The organism is Pseudoflavonifractor intestinihominis, from assembly GCF_040096055.1.
GTDB classification, from domain to species: domain Bacteria; phylum Bacillota; class Clostridia; order Oscillospirales; family Oscillospiraceae; genus Pseudoflavonifractor; species Pseudoflavonifractor intestinihominis.
Genome location: NZ_JBBMFK010000019.1, coordinates 1 through 19,048 on the forward strand (window position 1 = coordinate 1; position 19,048 = coordinate 19,048).

The window sequence follows — 19,048 nt, forward strand, 5'->3', positions numbered from 1 at the left end:
TTGGTATCCTTGGTATCCTTGGTATCCTTGGTATCCTTGGTATCCTTGGTATCCTTGGTATCCTTGGTATCCTTGGTATCCTTGGTTTCCTTGGTTTCCTTGGTTTCCTTGGTTTCCTTGGTTTCCTTGGTTTCCCGAGCCTTTCAGCCCATCGGACTCACCTCTTTCTTTCTGGCTATATTGTACGATAGATTCCCGTTTTTGTCAAGTAGTTTTTGTTATAATGTTCAAGTTTTTGCGTGCATACGGCTTGGAGGGCCCTGCCGCCGTTCCGGCGGCAGGGCCCCGTGTTTATCCTTACCCTTTCTCTCTGGCGGCCCGCACTTCCAGGTAGTAGTGCTCCTCCGCCGGGTCCAGGGTGACAGTGGTGATACCCTGCTCCAGATCAAAGCCGAAGTTCTGGCGGACGATTTCGATCTGTCCTCTGTCCTCCAGGGTGGCGGTCTGGGTGGCACAGGCCAGGTTGGAGCCCAGCTTGGTCACCAGGTCGTAGCCGCACACGCCCACGTTGTCTGTCCCGGTGCAGTTGAAGTCATAGCTGCCCGCCTTGGTCATGGACGCGGTCAGGCTGACTGTCCCTCCGGCTGGTACCGTGATTTGAGCCTCCAGCCAGCACACCCGGACCATGCCTTCCTCGATGTTCTCCAGCCAGCCGGTGTCGTACCGCTCCACCGGGTCGTCGGACAGCACCCCGTAAGAGAGCAGCTGCTCCAGAAAAGCCCGGTAGTACAGCTCGAAGTCCGCGTCTTCCTGCCCTCTCTCCTCCCAGATGAGGGGCAGCAGCTGCCGGAGCATGGTGTCCAAATCGCTCTCATACCGCTCCACGGTAGCCCCGCAGCCCTCCAGCACCAGGGCGTCCTCCTCCAGGCTGCCGTTGGCGTAGCCCTGAATGGTCATGTTCTCCACGTCCTCCCCCAGCACCAGGAGGTAGAATTCCTTGCTGCCGTAGTCATACTGTCCCGGCTGCGGGATGGAAAACTCCTGAATCATAACCCCCGTCTCCCGGTCATAGGACGCGCCGTGGAAGCCGTAGGTCAGGATGGTGGTCTTGTCGTAATCCAGGTTGAAGGTGACCCGCAGAGTGGGGTTGGTGATGCCCGCCTCCTCATCCCGCTCGGGGCTGTAGGGGTTGGTCAGCTTGTAGACAATCACCGGCACGCCGGTCACATCGGGGCCGGGTCCCAGGGCGTTCTCCAGGTAGCTGCCATCGGACAGCAGTGCCTGATAGTCCGTCCAGCTGTGGGGATAGGCCAGGTTCGCGGTGCCCTCCGGGTCGTCTGCGCCCCATACGCCTTCAAAGCCTCCCGCATAGGTGCCCACCCGCAGGGTGGTCTCCAGCTCTGTCCCGTCCACTGTCAGAGTGGGCCGGTTCTCTTCCAGACTGTCCAGCCCGGACACAAAGGGGTAGAGGACGGTCAGGGTCTGGTCCTCCGCCGAGGTGTTGGTCAGGGTGTAGGAATCCGTCACCAGAATATCGGTGCTGCTCTCGTATCGCCCGCCCTCAGGATAGTGCTCGTTATAGAACTCCAGCACATCCTGCCGCTCCGTCTCAGTCAGCCAGGTGCGGGAGTCGGCCTCCTCCTGGTTGGAGATCCACACCGGCACCCAGGGTTCAAAATCCAGTGTGATGTTCCGCTGTGCCGCAATGGCGGCGTTCTCCTCTCTCAGGGTCAGGGGGAACACCGGCCCGGCGTAGGACATAAAGACCGACGCACCGTCGCTGCCCGAGCCGTTCTGTCCCGCTCGTCCACCCAGCAGGGGGATGAACCCGGTGAAGATGCCCACCCCCAGCACCACCACGGCCAGGCTGGCCGCCAGGGCCGCCCACTTCTTCCAACTCGGCTTTTTCCTGACCGTCCCCGGGACAGCCTCCTCCAGGGTGGCGTCAGGCAGATGATTCATGGCCTCCAGCAGCCTCTCGCTCGCTCTGCTCATAATGTCACTCCTTCCTCCTCCAGCGCCCGGCGGAGGGACTGCCGCAGACGGCGCAGCCGCTGGGTGGTGCCGTTGGGGGAGCATCCCAGCCCGGCGGCCAGGTCCCGCACCGCCGCGCCGTAAAAATACCGGCCCACAAACAGCTGTCTGTCCTCCGCCCGCTGCTGCCTTAGCCACCGCTCCACGGCGGCGCCGATCTCCTCCGTCTCCCACTGCTCCTCGGCGCTGGGCACGGCCGGCACGCACTCCTCCAGCTCCAGCACCAGGCTGCCCATCCCCTCGCCCCGCTTCCGGCTGTACCGGGCCCGCCACCGGTCGATGGACAGGTTGCGGACGATGCGGCAGAAATAGGCCCGCAGGGAGTTGGGCTTCTGGGGCGGCATGGTGTCCCAGGCCCGGTGCCAGGTGTCGTTGACGCACTCCTCCGCATCCTCATGGGTCTGGAGGATGTTGAAGGAGAGGCTGTGGCAGAGCGTGCCGTACTTCTCGTCCGAGGCGGTGATGGCCCCCTGGTCCCGCTGCCAGTACAGCGCCACAATGTTTGCGTCCTCCACGGGAATCCCTCCTTTGTTCTTTCCCTTTCACCCATTGAGACGAAATCCGGACCGGGATATGACGCTTCCTGTGGAAAAGAATTTATCATATCCGCCCGGACGCCGTCAATTTTCCCTGAACACAGCACAGCCGCCCACCATTCCCTTCGGAACGGCGGACGGCTGTGATTTTATGTCAACTTGTTTTCAGTGTCCGGTGAACAGTACCAGCAGCAGCCCGTAGATCACGCTGGCGCTGATGCCGTACACCAGCACCGGCCCGGCGATGACGAACAGCTTGGCCCCCACGCCCATGATGAGCCCCTCGCTGCGGAACTCCAGGGCGGGGGCGGCCATGGCGTTGGCAAAGCCGGTAATGGGGACCAGGGTGCCCGCACCGGCGTGTTTGGCCAGCTTGTCGAACCAGCCCAGGCCGGTAAAGAGCACCGCCAGGAAAATCAGCGTCACGGAAACGGCGATGGACGCGCCGGTCTCGCTGAGGCCCATGGAACGGTACAGGTTGAGCAGACCCTGTCCCACCGTGCAGATCAGTCCGCCGGTGACAAAGGCCCAGGCCAGATTCTTGGGTGTAGGGGACGGCGCCGCTTTTTTCTCCACGTATTTTTCGTATTCTCTGTTGGTCATATCCATAGAGCCTGTCCGCACCTCCTTTTCTCCTCCAGTTTTTCCGGACAGGCCGGAATTATACGGCAAGCAGGCCGCCGCTTTTTCCCTCTCTCTTGACAGACGGATGGCGATGTGTTATTCTCGCTCTTGAAATTTACTAAATTACTAATTTACTAAATTGCAAGGAGCGGTCTTATGCGCATTCCCACGTCATTGAAACACAAGCCCGTCATTGTGGCAGAGGACTATGACCACATCGACGGCCGGTCTGCCTACCAGACCGACGCCAAGGGGCTCTCCCTGGGGCTGGCCCAGTGGAATGACCGGGGCCGGGTGGACATCTCGGCCAAGGTGTGGCGATATACCGGGGAGAAGTGGTCCCGCCAGTCGGAGGAGCTGCCCCTCCACCGGGTGCTGGACCTGGCCATTCTCACCTGCCGTGCCCAGCTCTACCTGCGGGAGGAGAGCTACAAGTACCCCGATTTCTACGACCCCGACCACCCTGATATCGACCGGGTAGGCCTCCAGGGGGACGCCATGACGGTGTCGGTGTGCACGGAGAACGACCACATCCAGGAGGATATCCGCCTCTTCCAGGACGCGCTGGCCCGGGATGGGGAGTTGCTGGGGGAGCGGATGCAGGTGCTGGCACGCATTCTGGGGGAGCTGGGATATCATGGCTAAGACGGAACATCAAAAAGAGCTGCTGTCCGCCTGGCGGGAGCGGACCGTGGTGGGCGGCGTGTGCGCCATCCGCTGCACAGCGAACAACCGGGTGCTGCTCAGCGCCGTTGCCGACCCGGCGGGCCTGCGCAACCGCTTCCAGTTCTCCGCCGCCACCGGCTCGTGCACCTTTCTCCCCCTGGCCGCCGACTGGAACAAATACGGCGCCGGGTCCTTCACCTTCACTGTGTTGGAGGAGCTGAAGAAGGGGGCGGACCAGACCGACGCCCAGTTCAAGGCGGATCTGGAGGCTCTGGCTGCCCTGTGGCGGGAGCGATTGGCTGCGGAGGGCGCGGAATTTTACACCAAATAAAAATCCACCAGCCGCCGGCTGAGCGCCCGGCAGCTGGTGGATTTGATTTTTTTTACGCTTTACCGTCCCCGCAGCAGGAGCAGCGCTCCTGGGGCAGGGAGTCGTCCTCCCGCACCCAGTCCTCCACGTGGACCACGGAGTACTCCGTCTCGGTGTTCCGGATGACCACCCGCTGGATGCCGGCGTTGATGATGAGACGGCGGCACATGGCGCAGGAGGTGGACCCGGCGATGAGGGCGCCGGTGGCGGGATTCTTGCACGCCATGTAGAGGGTGGCGCCCAGGGTCTCGCTGCGGGCGGCGGAGATGATGGCGTTGGCCTCGGCGTGGACGCTGCGGCACAGCTCATACCGCTCACCGGAGGGGATCTTCAGGGCCTCCCGGGTGCAGTAGTTCAGATCCACGCAGTTGCGGCGGCCCCGGGGCGCGCCGTTATAACCGGTGGCGATGATCTCGTCATTGCGGACAATAATGGCGCCATAGCACCGGCGCAGGCAGGTGGACCGCTCGGCCACTGTCTCGGCGATGTCCAGATAGTAGTTCTCCTTGTCGATTCGCTTCACGTAGCACCTCCTGTTTTTGTCCAGTATAACCGCTTTCCCCTGTGCTTTCAAGGGATTATTCACATATTGTTTACGTCTGGTGCCTTGACGGAAAACCTTCAAAACGGTATCATTACTGTTATAAAAAGTACCGCGGAAGGCCAGGTGGCCGGACTCCCGGTCCCGCTGGGGCCATTCTTCCGCTGAGAAGGAGACGTTCGCTCGATGAATTGGCTGCAGAGATTTATGTATGGCCGATATGGCGTCGATCAGTTCTCCTTGTTCCTGATTGCGGTGTATCTGGTGCTCTATCTGGCGGGCAGTCTGCTGCGGCTGGAGTTGGTGTGCTGGGTTGCACTGGTGGTGGCGGCCTATGTGGTGTTCCGCCTGTTCTCCCGGAATATCTCCCGGCGGCGGGCGGAGAACAACAAGTTCATGCAGCTGGCCGGCCCCGCCATCCGGTGGTTCCGGCTGCGCCGGACCATCCACCGGGACAAGGATCACCGCTACTTCAAGTGCCCCAACTGCGGCCAGCAGCTGCGGGTGCCCAAGGGCAAGGGAAAAATCACCGTCACCTGCCGCAGCTGCGGCGCCAGTTTTGAAGAGAAATCCTGAAAGAAACGTCCTGGACGGCAGTTGTCCAGGACGTTTTTGTTATCCTCCGTTGAGCAGAAGCAGGGACTCGGGCGGCAGCTCCACCCACAGCTGCTCCGGCTCTCTCAGGGCGGCCCAGCCCTCCCGGCTCAGCTCCATCCGCAGCCGGGCGAAGCCCTTGTCCCCGCCGGGGGTGAACAGGGTCACAGCGGTGGAGAACATCTCCTCCACCACCCGCCCGGGGGTACACAGCAACCGGTTGGGGCCGGGTCCGTCCGCCGGGCGGACGAAGTGGGCCCGGATGCCCACATGGGTGAGGTTCTCGGGCAGAGGGCGGCCCGGGTCCAGGGTGACGCCCCAGTCCAGGGCCTCAATTTTCCCGCCCTCCGCCGGTCTGGCCCGGGACACATTCTTGCACCCGGAGAGCAGACAGGCCGACAGAGTCCGCGGGGCCCGGAACAGCTCGTCCACCGGCAGCACCGCCTGGGCCCTGCCCCGGTCCAGGACGCAGGCCTGCTGGCAGATGCGGCGCACCTCGTCCCGGCTGTGGGTGACAAAGAGCACCGGCCCGGCAAAGCCCTCCAGCAGATCGGCCAGCTCCCCCTCCACCTGCCACTTCAGATAGCTGTCCAGGGCGGAGAAGGGCTCGTCCAGCAGCAGGGCCTCCGGCTCGCTGGCCAGGATGCGGGCCAGGGCGGTCCGCTGCTGCTGGCCGCCGGAGAGCTGGCGGGGGTATTTGTGCTCGTTTCCCTCCAGGCCAAAGGCTTTTATGAGCCGTTCCGCCGTCTCCTCCCGGGCCTTCCGGTCCCGGACGCCCACGGTGATGTTCTGCTTTACGGTCATGTTGGGGAACAGGGCGTAGTTCTGAAAGAGGTAACCCACGCGGCGGCGCTGAGGGGAGAGGTTGATGCCCTTCTCCCTGTCAAAGAGCACCCGTCCGTCCAGGATGATGCGCCCCGCGTCGGGGGTCTCGATGCCCGCGATGCACTTGAGTGTCACGCTCTTGCCGCAGCCGGAGGCCCCCAGCAGGCCGGTCACGTGGCCGCTGCCCGTCTCAAAGGACACATCCAGCTGAAATTTTCCGTAGTTTTTTCGGATATCCACCACAAGGGACATCACGCCACCTCCCCGGAGGGGGCCGCCCGGCGGGGGCGGCGGTCCTTCTTCTCCAGCATGTTCACCGCCAGCAGCACCACGGCGGAGATGGCCAGGTTGACCAGCACCCAACGCATGGCTCCGGCGTCGTCGCCGGTGCGCCAGAGCTGGTAGACGGTGGTGGAGATGGTGGCGGTCTTGCCGGGGGTGTAGCCGGCGATCATGGCGGTGGCGCCGTACTCGCCCAAGGCGCGGGCAAAGGCCAGCACCGTGCCGGCGATGATGCCCTGGCGGCACACCGGCATCCGCACCCGCCAGAAGATCCAGGTGTTGGAGCGGCCCAGGGTCTGGGCGGCGTGGGCCAGGGTGGGGTCGAACGACTCAAAGGCCCCCCGCGCGGTGCGGTACATGAGGGGGAATGCCACCACCGCCGAGGCGAACACCGCCGAGTACCACACCATGGTCAGCCGCAGGTCGAACTGGGTCAGGAACCACATGCCCAGGGGCCGTTTGGGGCCCATGATGCGCAGGAGGAAGTACCCCACCACCGTGGGGGGCAGCACCAGGGGCAGGGTGAGCACCACGTCCAGCACGCCCTTGAGCAGCCGGGGCAGCTTGGCTACGTAGTAGGCCGCGGCGAGGCCCAAGAAAAAGATGATGGCCGTGGAGATGGCCGCAATGCGCAGAGAGTTCAAGAGGGGATACCAGTCCATATCGGATCACCTGCACTTTCATCGCTGCCAGGGGCCGGCGCGGTATGCGCCGGCCCTCAGCGTTTCAGCAGCCCCTCAGGGCAGCACCGTGAAGCCCACGCCCTCCAGCACGGAGACGGCGTTCTCATCGGTGTGCAGGTAGTCCAGGAAGGCCTGGGCGGCGTCCTTGGCCCCCTCGGTGCCGCTCTTCATCACGGCGGCGGGGTAGATGACCTGGCTGCACATGTCGGCAGCGGCCTGGTCCACGACCTTGAGCTCATAGGTGTTGGCGTCGGTGGCGTATATGATGCCGCAGTCCACGGCCCCCTCCTTCACCTGGTTGGCCACCTCGGAGACGTTGGAGGCATAGGTCACCTTGCCGTCGTTCTCCAGCTGGGCGATGTCGATGCCCAGGGTGTCCAGGATCTCCAGGGAGTAGGCGCCCACGGGCACGTCGTCGTTGCCCAGGCAGAGCAGTGACAGCTTGTCGGTGCCCAGATCGGAGAAGGTCTGGATGTCCTTGGGGTTGTCGTCGGGCACCGCCAGCACCACCTTGTTCTCCACCAGGTCGATCCGGGTGTCGCTGTACACGAAATCCAGGCCGTCGGTGTTGGTGCCGGTGGTGTCGGCGCTGTCCAGCTGGTTCATCTGCTTCTGGGCGGCGGAGATGAACAGGTCGCACACGGCGCCCTCCTCGATCTGGGTCTTGAGGGTGCCGGAGGAGTCAAAGGTGAACACCAGGTTCACGTTGGGGGCAACCGTCTTGTACTGCTGGGCGATCTCGGTGAGGGAGGCCTCCATGGACGCGGCGGCAAACACCACCACATCCACGGTCTCCTCCCCGGTCTCTCCGCCGGTGGTGGATGTGCAGGCGGTCAGTCCCAGGGCCATCGCCAGGGCCAGGACCAGGGCAAATACCTTTTTCATTTCTCAAAACTCCTTCACAAATACGGTAGGCATACCCGTTTCCAGATATACCCCGGCCCGCCGCCATAGGACGCGCTGTCCCTTAGGCGGTACGGGCTCGAAGTGCTGAGGCAGCGGGGGACTCAGTCGTCCACCGCCATCATGACCGAGGTGGCCTTGACCACGGCATAGGCCGTGCCGCCCACCTTCAGGCCCAGTTCCCGGATGGACGCCATGGAGATGGTGGAGGTCACCACATTGCCGCCGCCGATGTCCAGCCGCACAATGCCGTTGACCGCCCCCTCCTCGATGGAGAGAATGGTCCCCTTGAACTGATTTCTCGCGCTGATCTTCACTGTTTTTCCCTCCTTCCCGTTTGCATTTTATTCCAAACTCCCCGCAGGGAGGCGGAACCGGATTTATCGGGCGCAGTTGCCCGCCGTGCCCCGTAGGATCTCCAGGCCGTGGCCCAGGGCGGGCAGGATGAACTCCAGGCACTCCCGCACCGCCTTGGGGCTGCCCGGCAGGTTGACGATGAGGGTTTTGCCCCGGATGCCCGCGGCCGCCCGGCTGAGCATGGCCCGCGGGGTGATCTGGAGGGACTGCCACCGCATGGCCTCGGCGATGCCGGGGGCGAGCCGCTCCACCACGGACAGGGTGGCCTCGGGGGTCAGGTCGGTGGGAGAAAAGCCGGTGCCGCCGGTGGTGAGCACCAGGTCGGCCAGGTCCCCGTCGCACAGCCGCTTCAGCTCCCCGGCCAGGGGCTCCACCCCGTCGGGCAGCAGGGCGGTGTGCACCACCTCATAGCCCGCCTCCTCCGCCATGGCCCGGATCACCGGGCCGCTCCTGTCCTCCCGCTGTCCGGCGTAGCCGGAGTCGCTGAGGGTGATGATGGCCGCCCGCATATTACCCCTCCTCCACAATAGTTAGCTGGTCCCCCACGGAGATGGTCCCGCCGTGGAGCACCTTGGTGAACACGCCCTCGTGGGGCATGATGCACTCCCCCATCACCTTGTAGATCTCGCAGTGGGAGTGGCACTCCTTGCCGATCTGGGTCAGCTCCAGTACCACGTCGTTGCACTGAAATTTGGTCCCGATGGGCAGGGTCTTGAAGTCATAGCCCTCCACCACCAGGTTCTCCCCAAAGGCCCCGTGGTCCACCACGGCGCCCCGGGCCCGGAAGGCCTCCACCTGCTCGTGGGACAGCAGGGACACCTGCCGGTGCCACTTCCCCGCGTGGGCGTCCCCCTGGATGCCCCAGTCCTCCACCACCTGGGCGGTGCCCACGTTCTTCTTCTGGGTCCCCTTTTTCTCACTGATGCACACGGCAATCACCTTGCCCATGGCAAACACCTCACATATTTTGTTTTTATCCGCCGATCTGGCTCATATTCCGGGCCTCGTCTCCCTGGGCCGCCGGCCCGGCGAAGTGGTGCCCCGCCGGCTTTTCCCCGATGGCCCTCCGGATGGCGGCCAGGATGTCGCCGTCCTCCGCGCCGGCGTCCAGCAGTGGTTTGAGTTCCACGCCCCGGTCATACTGGAGGCAGGTCTTCAGAAACCCGGAGGAGGTGAGCCGCACCCGGTTGCACCGGTCGCAGAACCGGTGGGTCATGGCGCTGATGAAGCCCACCCGGCCCCGGAAGCCCGAGAAGGTCACATACCGGCCGGGGCCGCCCCCCTGGTCCTGGGCACAGGGCTGTGCCGGTCCAAAGGCCTTTTCCAGCCGTTCCAGCACCTCCGCCTCGGTGCGGCGGGGAAGGCTTCCTCCCAGGCCGATGGGCATCAGCTCGATGAACCGGACCGACAATTCCCTGTCCCGTGCCAGGGCGGCCAGAGGGACCAATTGGCTGTCGTTCTCCCCCATGGGGACGCAGTTGAGCTTCACCTTCAGCCCGGGCACTGCCAGGGCCGCCTCCAGCCCGGCCAGAGCGGCCGGCAGCTGGTCCCGCCTAGTGATGGCGGCGAACTGCTCCCGGTCCAGGGTGTCCAGGCTCATGTTCACCCCGGTGAGCCCCGCCGCCACCAGGCCGGGGAGCTGCTCGGCCAGCAGCACGCCGTTGGTGGTGACGGCCACCTCCCGTATTCCCGGTGTGCCGCTGACGGCGGCCGCCAGCCGGTGCAGGTCCCGGCGCACCAGAGGCTCCCCGCCGGTAAGGCGCACCTTCTCCACCCCCAGCTTGGCAAAGAGCCCCACCAGCCGGGCAATCTGCTCGTAGGACAGCAGATTGCTGTGGTCCATCCAGTCCACCCCGTCCTCCGGCATGCAGTAGCGGCAGCGCAGGTTGCACCGGTCGGTCACCGACACCCGCAGATAGCGGATGGCCCGGCCGTACCCGTCCCGCAGGCCCTCCTCCGGTTTATACACAGTGGTACACCCCCGACTTGCCCCCCTCCTTGTACAGCAGGCGGACGCCGGTGATCTCCATGCCCTTGTCCATGGCCTTGCACATGTCGTACACCGTCAGCAGGGCCACCGTCACCCCGGTGAGGGCCTCCATCTCCACGCCGGTCCGGCCGGTAAGCCTGACGGTGCACTCCGCCCGGACGGCACACTGCTCCTCCAGGATCTCAAAGTCCACCGCCGCGTGACTCAGGGCCAGAGGATGGCACAGGGGGATCAGCTCCCAGGTCCGCTTGACGGCCATAATGCCCGCCACCCGGGCTACGCCCAGCATGTCCCCCTTGGCGGCGGTGCGGCCGGTGATGGCCTCCAGCACCGGCCGGGACACTCTAATGAGTCCCTCTGCCGTGGCGGTACGCACTGTGGGCTCCTTGCCGCCCACATCCACCATGATGGCGTTGCCCTCCCGGTCAAAGTGGTTCATGGTCGGTTCCATTCCGTTCCCTCCTTGTCATACGCCCTTGCCGAAGGGGCAGACGGGGTAATGGCACTCCCCGCAGCCCAGGCACAGACCGCCGTGGCCCATGGCCTTCAGCTCCGCCCGGCTCACCCGCACTCCGGCGGCGATGCGGGGCAGCACCAGGTCGAACACTGTGGCCTTGGCGTACATGACGCAGCCGGGCAGGCCCATAATGGGCACGCCGCTGTCAAAGTACCCCAGCAGGAACATGGCCCCCGGCAGGACGGGTGCGCCGTAGGAGACAATCTCCGCCCCGGTGTCCCGGATGGCGCCGGGAGTCCGGTCGTCCGGGTCCACGCTCATGCCGCCGGTGCACAGCACCATGTCCACTCCCCTGTCCCGGAAGGCCAGGGCGGCGGCGGTGATGGCGGCCCGGTCGTCGCCGGGCAGGCAGTGCTCCGTCACCCGGATGCCGTAGGCCGCCAGCTTGTCCACGATCACGGGAGTAAAGCTGTCCTGGATCAGCCCATTGGCCACCTCGCTGCCGGTGGTGATGAGGCCGCAGGTCTTCAGCTTCCAGGGGGTCAGGCGCAGGATAGGGGTGTCCCCCGCCTTGGCCTCCACCGTCTTCAGCTTCTCCTCGGCGATGACCAGGGGAATGATGCGGGTGCCCGCCAGCTTGTCCCCCCTGCGGACCGCCGTGTTGGTGTGGCGGGTGGCGATCATGATCTCGTCCTCGCTGTTGAGGGCGTTGAGCCGCTCCACGTCCACCTGAAACAGGCCGTCGCAGTCGGCTATAAGCTCAATTTTACCCTCCTTCACCGGCGTGGGGTGCATGTGCTCATTCTGGCACAGGGCCCGCAGCCGCTCCGCCGCCTCGTTCTCGTGGAGCATGCCCGGCTCCTTCTCCCACACGTACAGGTGCTCCTTGCCCATGGAGAGCAGGACGGGGATGTCCTCCTCCCGGACCACATGGCCTTTGCGGAACCGGGCGTCCTTGGTGACGCCGGGGATGATCTGGGTCAGATCATGGCAGAGCACGTGCCCCACCGCATTGCGGGTATCGATCAGCTTCATGTGCAGCCCCTCCTGGCAGTTCAAGATCTAGTTTTCTGTGGTCTTCTGTCCATGGTTTCCGCCTCTTTCCGCAACAAAAAACGGGAGTGCCGCCTGTCAGCAGCACTCCCGAAAAAGGGCCAAAAGGGTAAAAAAGGGTACACTACCCCCTTGGGCGAAAGCTGCTCCTTTTCAAAAGGCGGAAGGCCGGGCCGTTTCCAGCCCGACCCCGGCGGTGCGCCATAGGCCAGTTGCCCTTAGGCGGTCCCGCTCGGAGCATGTACAATATTATGAAAATCGTACCACACGCCACGGCGGATTGCAACAGAAAAGTCCGTTTTCTTCCATTCCGCCCCCAAAAGCGCGGCCCGCATCCACAAAGCTGTGGATGCGGGCCATTCATATACTTATTCCGGGTCCTCCGCGGGCAGGTGGGAGATAATCTGCCAGGTATCGCCGCTCCGTGCAAGCGTCAGCACGGCGTCCGCGCTGTACAGGACAAGGCTGTCCCCGCGCTGTACGCCGCGGGTGCAGGCAAAGCTGCCGGGGTTGAAATCGCTGGCAAGGCTGTAAAAGCACCCATAGTCCTCCAGATACCAGGCGTCTCCCGGATTTTCCATGGCCGACAAGGAAACCCCGGCGTAGCGCTGCAAGTATGCGTCCACAGTGGAAAAGGGAACCCTTTTGATAACAACAGGGGCGTCCTCCACCCGGTCGAAGGACACCGGGAAGCCTGCGGCCCGGAGGGCGTCCAGCTCGTCCTCATCGCCCGGGGAGAGCGGGCTGTCGCTGGGGATATAGGCCACGAACTTCCCCAGGTCCAGCTCCTCCGGCGTCTCATAGCAGGAGGTGAAGAAATGCGTGATGGGATTGACCGTAAAAGCGCCCTCTGGCCCTTGTCCGGCGGCAATGTCCCCCTCCTCCGCCGGTACCACCGGCTCAAACGCGGCGTTGACGGCCTCAATCTGCCCGGCGGTGAGTTCCTTTCCGCCGGAGCAACCGGTCAAAACCAGAGAAAGGCCGAGCAGGAGCGCAAATAAAATCCTCTGTCTGTACAAGGCTATCCCCTTCCGGCGGCATTTGAACGCTTATTATGACAATGATTCAGGTGTAATTACATATGCAGGGCTGTCAGGATAATGTAAACCAAACTTCTCATTAAGCCTGTTGGTGCTGTGTGCGCAAAAATAGATATCTTTCAATAGTGGGGACTCATAGCCAATAAAAACAATAGCGTGCCCATATTCTCCTCCAGCCTCCGTATTGACATGAGCAATGCTCCCTACAATTGTGTGCCAAAATGGCATCTGTCCCCCATTTTCAATTTCATAAATGCCAGTATTTAATGCGGCATCGCTTCCATTTACATAATTTCTAAAATCACTGCAAGAACACCACGATTCATAATCATTCCAATACCATCTCTCTGTTTTATCACTTCCTGATTTGTCCATGTAATCTGTGTCAGGTGTATTTTCTGGGCCACCTAGTCCAGCATAGATGCATTGAGAAGCAAAATTCATGCAGTCTACGTTTCCAAAGTCAATAAAGGCATCATTTCGGGACATTGCCCATTTTTGTGCGTAGGCTACAGCTTTGTCAGGGTCATAGCTACTAGTACGAATAATTGTAGGGGCCTCAGAAATTCTATTCTCATTTTCTAAATAAGCGTTATATTCAGCTTTTTCAGTTGCATAACGTACATTAAACTGAGTAATTTTTGTGTCAAGGTTGAATTCCGTATCTCCAATAATGTATTTTTGATCAAAATATTCTTCAGGTGCCACTACCGAAGCAACTAGCCATTTATCCTCCGTCATGATTAATGTAACATTATAGTTTATTTCGGCAGCAGATGGAAGATCATAGTCAACATATTGCCAAGTCAACAATTCAGTTATATTAGCCACTGCAACATTATCGCAAATTTGTATATTTTTAACTGTATATTTCTGAGTAAAATCATTTACGAAGCCTTCTTGTGCAGAACGAACATATTTATAATATGAAACTTTGTCATTTACTAGCTCTAAGTTATCAGCAAATTCTCTTAACTCAATTCTATTCTGCTTAAATTGCTATATATTTAAGGGGTTTTCCATAACTAAAGCAATTGACAAAGAATCAAGGTCATTATCTTCAAATAGATACATATTTCGTGTAGCTCGCGAGAGATATTCCGTTGCGACCTGCGTAATTTTATTCTCGGCGCTATCATTTTTCCTGTCAAGAGCATAAGTATAAGTGCATAACGCACTCGTAAGGATAACCGCCGAAAGTATAATAGACATAACTTTCTTCATAAGTCTTCCTTACTTTCTCTTATTTAAATGACATGCTTCATAAACCTCTTGCCAAAATTTGTGCATTTCGCATTATATAAACATTTTAATCACCTCCTTTTTATTTAAATATACCATATTCTTTTCGTATGAGCAACCTTTCGGTTCGATATTTTATCATTTATATTTGTGGACTACACGTTTGGAATATCATCATAATTGACAGGTTCGGAAATAGGACGTTCTGTCCCTTGATAATAAAGAAGCCGTCCGTTCCGCTGCCTGCGGAACGGACGGCTTCGGTTGTTTTTTATTGCGCGCGCTTACTTGCCGTAGTAGGCCTTGAGGTACATCTCCTTGATCTCGCTCATGAGGGGGTAGCGGGGGTTGGCGCCGGTGCACTGGTCGTCGAAGGCCTGCTCCACCATGGCGTCCAGGTTGTCCAGGAAGTACTTCTCGTCCACGCCGTACTCGGCAATGGTCTTCTTGATGCCCACGGCGGCCTTCAGGTCCTCAATCTTGGCGATGAGCTTCTTGACGGCCTCGGCGTCGTCCTTGGCCTGGATGCCGCAGAAGCGGGCGCACTCGGCGTACCGGGCCTGGGTGTGGGGGTACTGATACTGGGAGAAGGTGCCCATCTTGGGGGGGCACTCGGCGGAGTTGTACTCCACCACCAGGCTGATGAGCAGGGCGTTGGCGATGCCGTGGGGCAGGTGGTGGAAGGCGCCCAGCTTGTGGGCCATGGAGTGGCACACGCCCAGGAAGGCGTTGGCGAAGGCCATACCGGCCATGCAGGAGGCGTCGGCCATCTTCTGACGGGCCTCCACGTTGGTGCCGTCGGCGTAGGCGGTGGGCAGGTACTCGAAGACGTTCTTCATGGCCTTCAGGGCCAGGCCGTCGGTGTAGTCGGTGGCCATGATGGAGGCATAGGCCTCAAGGGCGTGGGTGAGCACGTCAACGCCGGAGGCGCTGGTCAGGCCCTTGGGCTGGCTCATCATGTTGTCGGTGTCCACGATGGCCATGTTGGGCAGCAGGGCGTAGTCGGCCAGGGGGTACTTCACGCCGGTGTTCTGGTCGGTGATGACGGCGAAGGGGGTGACCTCGGAGCCGGTGCCGGAGGAGGTGGGGACGGCCACGAAGTAGGCCTTCTCACCCATCTTGGGGAAGGTGTGGACACGTTTGCGGATATCCATGAAGCGCATGGCCATGTCCTGGAAGTTCTCCTCGGGGTGCTCGTACATGACCCACATGATCTTGCCGGCGTCCATGGCGGAGCCGCCGCCCATGGCGATGATGCAGTCGGGCTTGAAGGCGGCCATAGCGGCGGCGCCCTCCTGGGCATTTTTCAGGGTGGGGTCGGGCTGGACGTTGGAGAACACGGTGTAGACGATGCCCATCTCGTCCAGTTTGTCGGTGATGGCCTTGGTGTAGCCGTTCTGATAGAGGAAGCTGTCGGTGACCAGGAAGGCGCGCTTCCGGTTCATGACCCAGCGCAGCTCGTCCAGGGCCACGGGCAGGCAGCCCTTCTTGAAGTAGACCTTCTCGGGAGTTCTGAACCAGAGCATGTTTTCACGCCTTTCCGCCACGGTTTTGATGTTGAGCAGGTGCTTGACGCCCACGTTCTCGGAGACCGAGTTGCCGCCCCAGGAGCCGCAGCCCAGGGTCAGGGAGGGAGTCAGCTTGAAGTTGTACAGGTCGCCGATACCGCCCTGAGAGGAGGGGGTGTTGACCAGGATGCGGCAGGTCTTCATCGCGGCGGCGTGCTTGGCCATCTTCTCGGTCTCACGCACGTCGATGTACAGGGAGGAGGTGTGACCGTAGCCGCCGTCGGCCACCAGCCGCTCGGCCTTCTGGAGGGCCTCATCAAAGCTCTCGGCCTTGTACATGGCCAGCACGGGGGACAGCTTCTCGTGGGCGAAGGGCTCGGAGGGATCGGTGCTCTCCACCTCGCCGATGAGGATCTTGGCGTCCACAGGCACGTCCACGCCCGCCAGCTTGGCGATGGCGTGGGCGCTCTGGCCCACGATCTTGGCGTTGACGGTGCCGTTGATGAGGATGATGCTGCGGACCTTGTCCAGCTCGTCGCCCTTGAGGAAGTAGGCGCCCCGGGCGGCGAACTCCTTCTTCACGGCGTCATAGATGGGAGCCAGCACGGTGACGGACTGCTCGCTGGCGCAGATCATGCCGTTGTCGAAGGTCTTGGAGTGGAGGATGGAGCTGACAGCCATCTTGATGTCGGCGGTGTCGTCGATGATGACGGGGGTGTTGCCGGGGCCCACGCCCAGGGCGGGCTTGCCGGAGGAGTAGGCGGACTTGACCATGCCGGGGCCGCCGGTGGCCAGGATCAGGTCGGAGTCGCGCATGAGCTGAGTGGTCAGCTCCAGGCTGGGCACGTCGATCCAGCCGATGATACCCTCAGGGGCGCCGGCCTTCACAGCGGCGTCCAGCACCACCTTGGCGGCCTCGATGGTGCAGCCCTTGGCGCGGGGGTGGGGAGAGATGAGGATGGCGTTGCGGGTCTTCAGGGCGATGAGGGTCTTGAAGATGGCGGTGGAGGTGGGGTTGGTGGTGGGGATGACGGCGGCGATGAGGCCGATGGGCTCGGCGATCTTCTTCACGCCGTAGGCCTTGTCCTCCTCCACCACGCCGCAGGTCTTGGTGTGCTTGTAGGCGTTGTAGATATACTCGGCGGCGTAGTGGTTCTTGATGACCTTGTCCTCCACCACGCCCATGCCGGTCTCGGCCACGGCCATCTTGGCCAGGGGGATCCGGGCCTGGTTGGCGGCGGTGGCGGCGGCCAGGAAGATGGCGTCCACCTGCTCCTGGGTGTAGGTGGCGAATACCTTCTGGGCCTCACGCATGGCGGCCATCTTGGCCTCGAGCGCCTCGATATTGTCGATGATAGCGGTTGCCGTTTTCTGCTCGTTCATCTGTGCAGCCTCCTCAAGAATGGGTGAGAGCGGTGGGTCCGCTCATTTGATATTTTTTTAACGATTCGCATTATACCTACTTGTTAAAATATTGTCAATGTGAAAACTGCATTATTTTTTTTGCCATCTTTCAAGAAAGGTTCGTTATTTTCTGTGAAAAGTATATATTTGATAATCTTATTTAAAAAAACGGCCTTTTATTGTTAAAATATTATCAATTTTTGCAATCTTTTTTCTTCCGTCTTTTTGACGAATACCCCCGGGATTTTGCCTGGAATTTTACCTGTTCTTGATAAAAAACACGGACAGGAATCCCTTCCTGCCCGCGTTTTCATACGGATTTTTCCTTTTTACGCTCACTTTCCCACACAAAAACGGGAAAAAATCCGGTCCGTCACATCTTCCTGCACCGACCGGCCGGTGAGGGCGCCCAGAGCGTCCAGGGCCGCCTCCACGTCGGAGAAAATGGCGTCGGCCGGCATCCCGGCGGCCAGGGCGGCCCGTGCGGAGGCCACCGCCTCCAGGGCTCTCCCCGCCGCCTCGGCCTGCCGGGCGTTGGTGAGCAGCTCCCCCCAGTTCTCCTCCCCCTGGGGGAACAGCCCGGCCACCGCCTGCTCCAGCTGCTCCAGTCCCGCTCCGGTCCTGGCGCTGAGGGAGACCACCGGCGGGCAATCCTCCCCTTCCAGGGCCAGCCCCGGGGCCTCGCCGCCGGGCAGGTCGGACTTGGTGAGCACCACGATCACCTTTTCCGCCGCCGACCGGGCCTGGTCCAGAATGGCCAGGTCCCCCCCGGTTATGCCGCCGTGGGGGTCCATGAGCACCAGGGCCAGGCCGGCCCCCTCCAGGGCCGCCCGGCTGCGCTCCACCCCCAGCCGCTCCACGGTATCCGTGGTATCCCGGATGCCTGCGGTGTCGATGAGCCGGAGGAGCACGCCCCCCATGCGGCACTTCTCTTCAATGGTGTCCCGGGTGGTGCCGGGGATGTCGGTGACAATGGCCCGGTCGTACCCCACCAGGGCGTTGAGCAGGGAGGATTTGCCCGCGTTGGGCCGGCCCACAATGGCGCAGGGCACCCCCTGGACCAGCTGCCTGCCCCGGCCATAGGTGGCCAGCAGGGCGGACAGTTCCTTCTGCGCGGCGGACAGGGCCTCCTCCATGGTCTCCGCCCGGAAGGGGTCGATGTCCTCATCCGGGTAGTCCAGCACGGCGCAGAAGTGGGCGGTCAGGTCGGTGAGGGCGTCGTACACCGCCCCCACCCGCCGCCCCAGGGCGCCGGACAGCTGGCCCGCCGCCTGCCGCACCGCGGAGGAGGTCTCCGCGTCGATGAGGTCGGCCACCGCCTCGGCCTGGGTCAGGTCCAGCCTGCCGTTGAGGAAGGCCCGGCGGGTGAACTCCCCCGGCCCGGCCTGGCGCACCCCCTGGGCGAACAGCGCCTCCAGCCCCAAGGTGAGCACCGCCGGAGAGCCGTGGCACTGGAGCTCCGCCGTGTCCTCGCCGGTGTAGCTCCCCGGCCCCCTGGTGTAGGTGGCCAGGGCCTGGTCGATGGGGTGCCCCTCCCTGTCGTACAGGGTGCCGTACACCAGCCTGCGGCCCTCATAGGCCTCCAGGGGCCGCCCGCCGGCGGGCCGGAACACAGCCGACGCGGCCCGCACCGCCTCCGGCCCGGACAGCCTCAGAATCCCGATGGCCCCCCTGGCCATGGGGGTCGCCACCGCGGCAATGGTATCTCCCATTTTACAACCTCCTGACGTGCGCTTCCCCGCCGGGACTGTGGACAACTGTCCCCCTGTGGAGGATTGAGTCCCGGTCTGAGGCGGACCTGCGGCAAGTTTGTGCACTCCGCCGTTCGTTTTACACTTGACACAGTTTTATGTCAACTATTTTTGTATATCCCCAGGTTATCCACCTTCCGGCTTGCCTGTGGAAAACTATGTGGATAATGTGGAAAACCCCTGATACGACAGAATTTACAGTTTTCTTACAGGCCCTTTGCCCTGCATATACATCTGGATACAGGCCG

General features: G+C 61.8%; 21 protein-coding genes and 2 riboswitches. Of the genes, 4 read left to right on the forward strand and 17 right to left on the reverse strand.

Annotated elements, in window-relative coordinates:
* Window positions 1-191, forward strand: a 191-nt coding sequence (locus tag WMO64_RS11395) for a hypothetical protein (RefSeq protein WP_349232045.1), incomplete at its 5' end; no start/stop codon positions are given.
* Between the two features lie 106 nt (window positions 192-297).
* Here WMO64_RS11395 and WMO64_RS11400 read toward each other — a convergent pair.
* The 3 genes from WMO64_RS11400 to spoVAC form a co-directional block, all read right to left on the reverse strand.
* Entirely contained in the window at window positions 298-1,935 is a 1,638-nt protein-coding gene (locus WMO64_RS11400) for a hypothetical protein (RefSeq protein WP_349232046.1), read from the reverse strand.
* The gene (locus tag WMO64_RS11405; protein WP_349232047.1) at window positions 1,932-2,489 is read right to left on the reverse strand and encodes an RNA polymerase sigma factor; all 558 of its coding nucleotides are present in this window, start codon (window positions 2,487-2,489) and stop codon (window positions 1,932-1,934) included. The genes WMO64_RS11400 and WMO64_RS11405 overlap by 4 nt, the downstream gene beginning before the upstream one ends.
* A 186-nt stretch (window positions 2,490-2,675) precedes the next feature.
* Window positions 2,676-3,119 (reverse strand): stage V sporulation protein AC, encoded by a 444-nt coding sequence (spoVAC, locus tag WMO64_RS11410; RefSeq protein ID WP_349232048.1) that lies wholly within the window; start codon window positions 3,117-3,119, stop codon window positions 2,676-2,678.
* 171 nt (window positions 3,120-3,290) lie between these two features.
* Between spoVAC and WMO64_RS11415 the strand changes: the two genes are divergently transcribed.
* Entirely contained in the window at window positions 3,291-3,779 is a 489-nt protein-coding gene (locus WMO64_RS11415) for a DUF6530 family protein (RefSeq protein WP_349232049.1), read from the forward strand.
* A complete protein-coding gene (locus WMO64_RS11420; RefSeq protein ID WP_349232050.1) occupies window positions 3,772-4,131 on the forward strand; it encodes a GIY-YIG nuclease family protein in 360 nt (119 codons plus the stop codon). Before WMO64_RS11415 ends, WMO64_RS11420 begins: the two co-directional genes overlap by 8 nt.
* Before the next feature lie 52 nt (window positions 4,132-4,183).
* Here the strand turns inward: WMO64_RS11420 and WMO64_RS11425 are convergent, their stop codons facing one another.
* Complete coding sequence (locus WMO64_RS11425) at window positions 4,184-4,693, reverse strand: deoxycytidylate deaminase (protein WP_349232051.1); 510 nt, start codon at window positions 4,691-4,693, stop codon at window positions 4,184-4,186.
* Window positions 4,694-4,918: 225 nt separating this feature from the next.
* Here WMO64_RS11425 and WMO64_RS11430 point away from each other — a divergent pair, with 225 nt between their 5' ends.
* On the forward strand, window positions 4,919-5,287 hold the full coding sequence (locus tag WMO64_RS11430) for a hypothetical protein (protein ID WP_349232052.1): 369 nt from the start codon (window positions 4,919-4,921) through the stop codon (window positions 5,285-5,287).
* A 39-nt stretch (window positions 5,288-5,326) separates the two neighbouring features.
* On the opposite strand, the gene WMO64_RS11435 is transcribed toward WMO64_RS11430, so the two are convergent.
* The 13 genes from WMO64_RS11435 to mnmE form a co-directional block, all read right to left on the reverse strand.
* Window positions 5,327-6,382 (reverse strand): sulfate/molybdate ABC transporter ATP-binding protein, encoded by a 1,056-nt coding sequence (locus tag WMO64_RS11435; RefSeq protein ID WP_349232053.1) that lies wholly within the window; start codon window positions 6,380-6,382, stop codon window positions 5,327-5,329.
* Window positions 6,382-7,074, reverse strand: coding sequence for a molybdate ABC transporter permease subunit (gene modB / locus WMO64_RS11440; RefSeq protein ID WP_349232054.1), 693 nt, complete (start codon window positions 7,072-7,074; stop codon window positions 6,382-6,384). The genes WMO64_RS11435 and modB overlap by 1 nt, the downstream gene beginning before the upstream one ends.
* A gap of 75 nt (window positions 7,075-7,149) precedes the next feature.
* Entirely contained in the window at window positions 7,150-7,980 is an 831-nt protein-coding gene (gene modA / locus WMO64_RS11445; protein ID WP_349232055.1) for a molybdate ABC transporter substrate-binding protein, read from the reverse strand.
* Window positions 7,974-8,095, reverse strand: a riboswitch (molybdenum cofactor riboswitch). (Overlaps the previous gene by 7 nt.)
* Window positions 8,096-8,102: 7 nt before the next feature.
* Window positions 8,103-8,315, reverse strand: coding sequence for a TOBE domain-containing protein (locus tag WMO64_RS11450; RefSeq protein ID WP_349232056.1), 213 nt, complete (start codon window positions 8,313-8,315; stop codon window positions 8,103-8,105).
* 63 nt (window positions 8,316-8,378) lie between these two features.
* A complete protein-coding gene (locus WMO64_RS11455; RefSeq protein ID WP_349232057.1) occupies window positions 8,379-8,864 on the reverse strand; it encodes a MogA/MoaB family molybdenum cofactor biosynthesis protein in 486 nt (161 codons plus the stop codon).
* A gap of 1 nt (window position 8,865) precedes the next feature.
* Window positions 8,866-9,303 (reverse strand): MOSC domain-containing protein, encoded by a 438-nt coding sequence (locus WMO64_RS11460; protein WP_349232058.1) that lies wholly within the window; start codon window positions 9,301-9,303, stop codon window positions 8,866-8,868.
* A 25-nt stretch (window positions 9,304-9,328) separates the two neighbouring features.
* Window positions 9,329-10,324 carry a GTP 3',8-cyclase MoaA gene (gene moaA, locus WMO64_RS11465; RefSeq protein WP_349232059.1) on the reverse strand — a complete coding sequence of 332 codons (996 nt, stop codon included), beginning with the start codon at window positions 10,322-10,324 and terminating at the stop codon, window positions 9,329-9,331.
* Window positions 10,317-10,796: a cyclic pyranopterin monophosphate synthase MoaC gene (moaC, locus tag WMO64_RS11470; protein ID WP_349232060.1), complete on the reverse strand. Its 480-nt coding sequence runs from the start codon at window positions 10,794-10,796 to the stop codon at window positions 10,317-10,319. The genes moaA and moaC overlap by 8 nt, the downstream gene beginning before the upstream one ends.
* 15 nt (window positions 10,797-10,811) lie before the next feature.
* Window positions 10,812-11,837 (reverse strand): molybdopterin-binding protein, encoded by a 1,026-nt coding sequence (locus WMO64_RS11475; RefSeq protein ID WP_349232061.1) that lies wholly within the window; start codon window positions 11,835-11,837, stop codon window positions 10,812-10,814.
* 148 nt (window positions 11,838-11,985) lie between these two features.
* A riboswitch (molybdenum cofactor riboswitch) is annotated at window positions 11,986-12,105 on the reverse strand.
* Between the two features lie 118 nt (window positions 12,106-12,223).
* Window positions 12,224-12,874 (reverse strand): hypothetical protein, encoded by a 651-nt coding sequence (locus WMO64_RS11480; RefSeq protein WP_349232062.1) that lies wholly within the window; start codon window positions 12,872-12,874, stop codon window positions 12,224-12,226.
* Between the two features lie 33 nt (window positions 12,875-12,907).
* Window positions 12,908-13,726, reverse strand: a complete 819-nt coding sequence (locus WMO64_RS11485) for an amidase domain-containing protein (protein WP_349232063.1) — start codon at window positions 13,724-13,726, stop codon at window positions 12,908-12,910.
* A gap of 695 nt (window positions 13,727-14,421) precedes the next feature.
* Entirely contained in the window at window positions 14,422-17,028 is a 2,607-nt protein-coding gene (adhE, locus tag WMO64_RS11490; RefSeq protein WP_349232064.1) for a bifunctional acetaldehyde-CoA/alcohol dehydrogenase, read from the reverse strand.
* A gap of 356 nt (window positions 17,029-17,384) precedes the next feature.
* Complete coding sequence (mnmE, locus tag WMO64_RS11495; protein WP_349232065.1) at window positions 17,385-18,761, reverse strand: tRNA uridine-5-carboxymethylaminomethyl(34) synthesis GTPase MnmE; 1,377 nt, start codon at window positions 18,759-18,761, stop codon at window positions 17,385-17,387.
* Window positions 18,762-19,048: the final 287 nt, after the last annotated feature.

Excerpts from the sequence above, each read along its gene's own strand:
- WMO64_RS11400 (WP_349232046.1), bottom strand. The coding sequence starts at position 1,935 with ATGAGCAGAGCGAGCGAGAGGCTGCTGGAGGCCATGAATCATCTGCCT.
- spoVAC (WP_349232048.1), bottom strand. The coding sequence starts at position 3,119 with ATGGATATGACCAACAGAGAATACGAAAAATACGTGGAGAAAAAAGCG.
- WMO64_RS11415 (WP_349232049.1), top strand. The coding sequence starts at position 3,291 with ATGCGCATTCCCACGTCATTGAAACACAAGCCCGTCATTGTGGCAGAG.
- WMO64_RS11420 (WP_349232050.1), top strand. The coding sequence starts at position 3,772 with ATGGCTAAGACGGAACATCAAAAAGAGCTGCTGTCCGCCTGGCGGGAG.
- WMO64_RS11430 (WP_349232052.1), top strand. The coding sequence starts at position 4,919 with ATGTATGGCCGATATGGCGTCGATCAGTTCTCCTTGTTCCTGATTGCG.
- WMO64_RS11435 (WP_349232053.1), bottom strand. The coding sequence starts at position 6,382 with ATGTCCCTTGTGGTGGATATCCGAAAAAACTACGGAAAATTTCAGCTG.
- modB (WP_349232054.1), bottom strand. The coding sequence starts at position 7,074 with ATGGACTGGTATCCCCTCTTGAACTCTCTGCGCATTGCGGCCATCTCC.
- modA (WP_349232055.1), bottom strand. The coding sequence starts at position 7,980 with ATGAAAAAGGTATTTGCCCTGGTCCTGGCCCTGGCGATGGCCCTGGGA.
- WMO64_RS11455 (WP_349232057.1), bottom strand. The coding sequence starts at position 8,864 with ATGCGGGCGGCCATCATCACCCTCAGCGACTCCGGCTACGCCGGACAG.
- WMO64_RS11460 (WP_349232058.1), bottom strand. The coding sequence starts at position 9,303 with ATGGGCAAGGTGATTGCCGTGTGCATCAGTGAGAAAAAGGGGACCCAG.
- moaC (WP_349232060.1), bottom strand. The coding sequence starts at position 10,796 with ATGGAACCGACCATGAACCACTTTGACCGGGAGGGCAACGCCATCATG.
- WMO64_RS11475 (WP_349232061.1), bottom strand. The coding sequence starts at position 11,837 with ATGAAGCTGATCGATACCCGCAATGCGGTGGGGCACGTGCTCTGCCAT.
- adhE (WP_349232064.1), bottom strand. The coding sequence starts at position 17,028 with ATGAACGAGCAGAAAACGGCAACCGCTATCATCGACAATATCGAGGCG.
- mnmE (WP_349232065.1), bottom strand. The coding sequence starts at position 18,761 with ATGGGAGATACCATTGCCGCGGTGGCGACCCCCATGGCCAGGGGGGCC.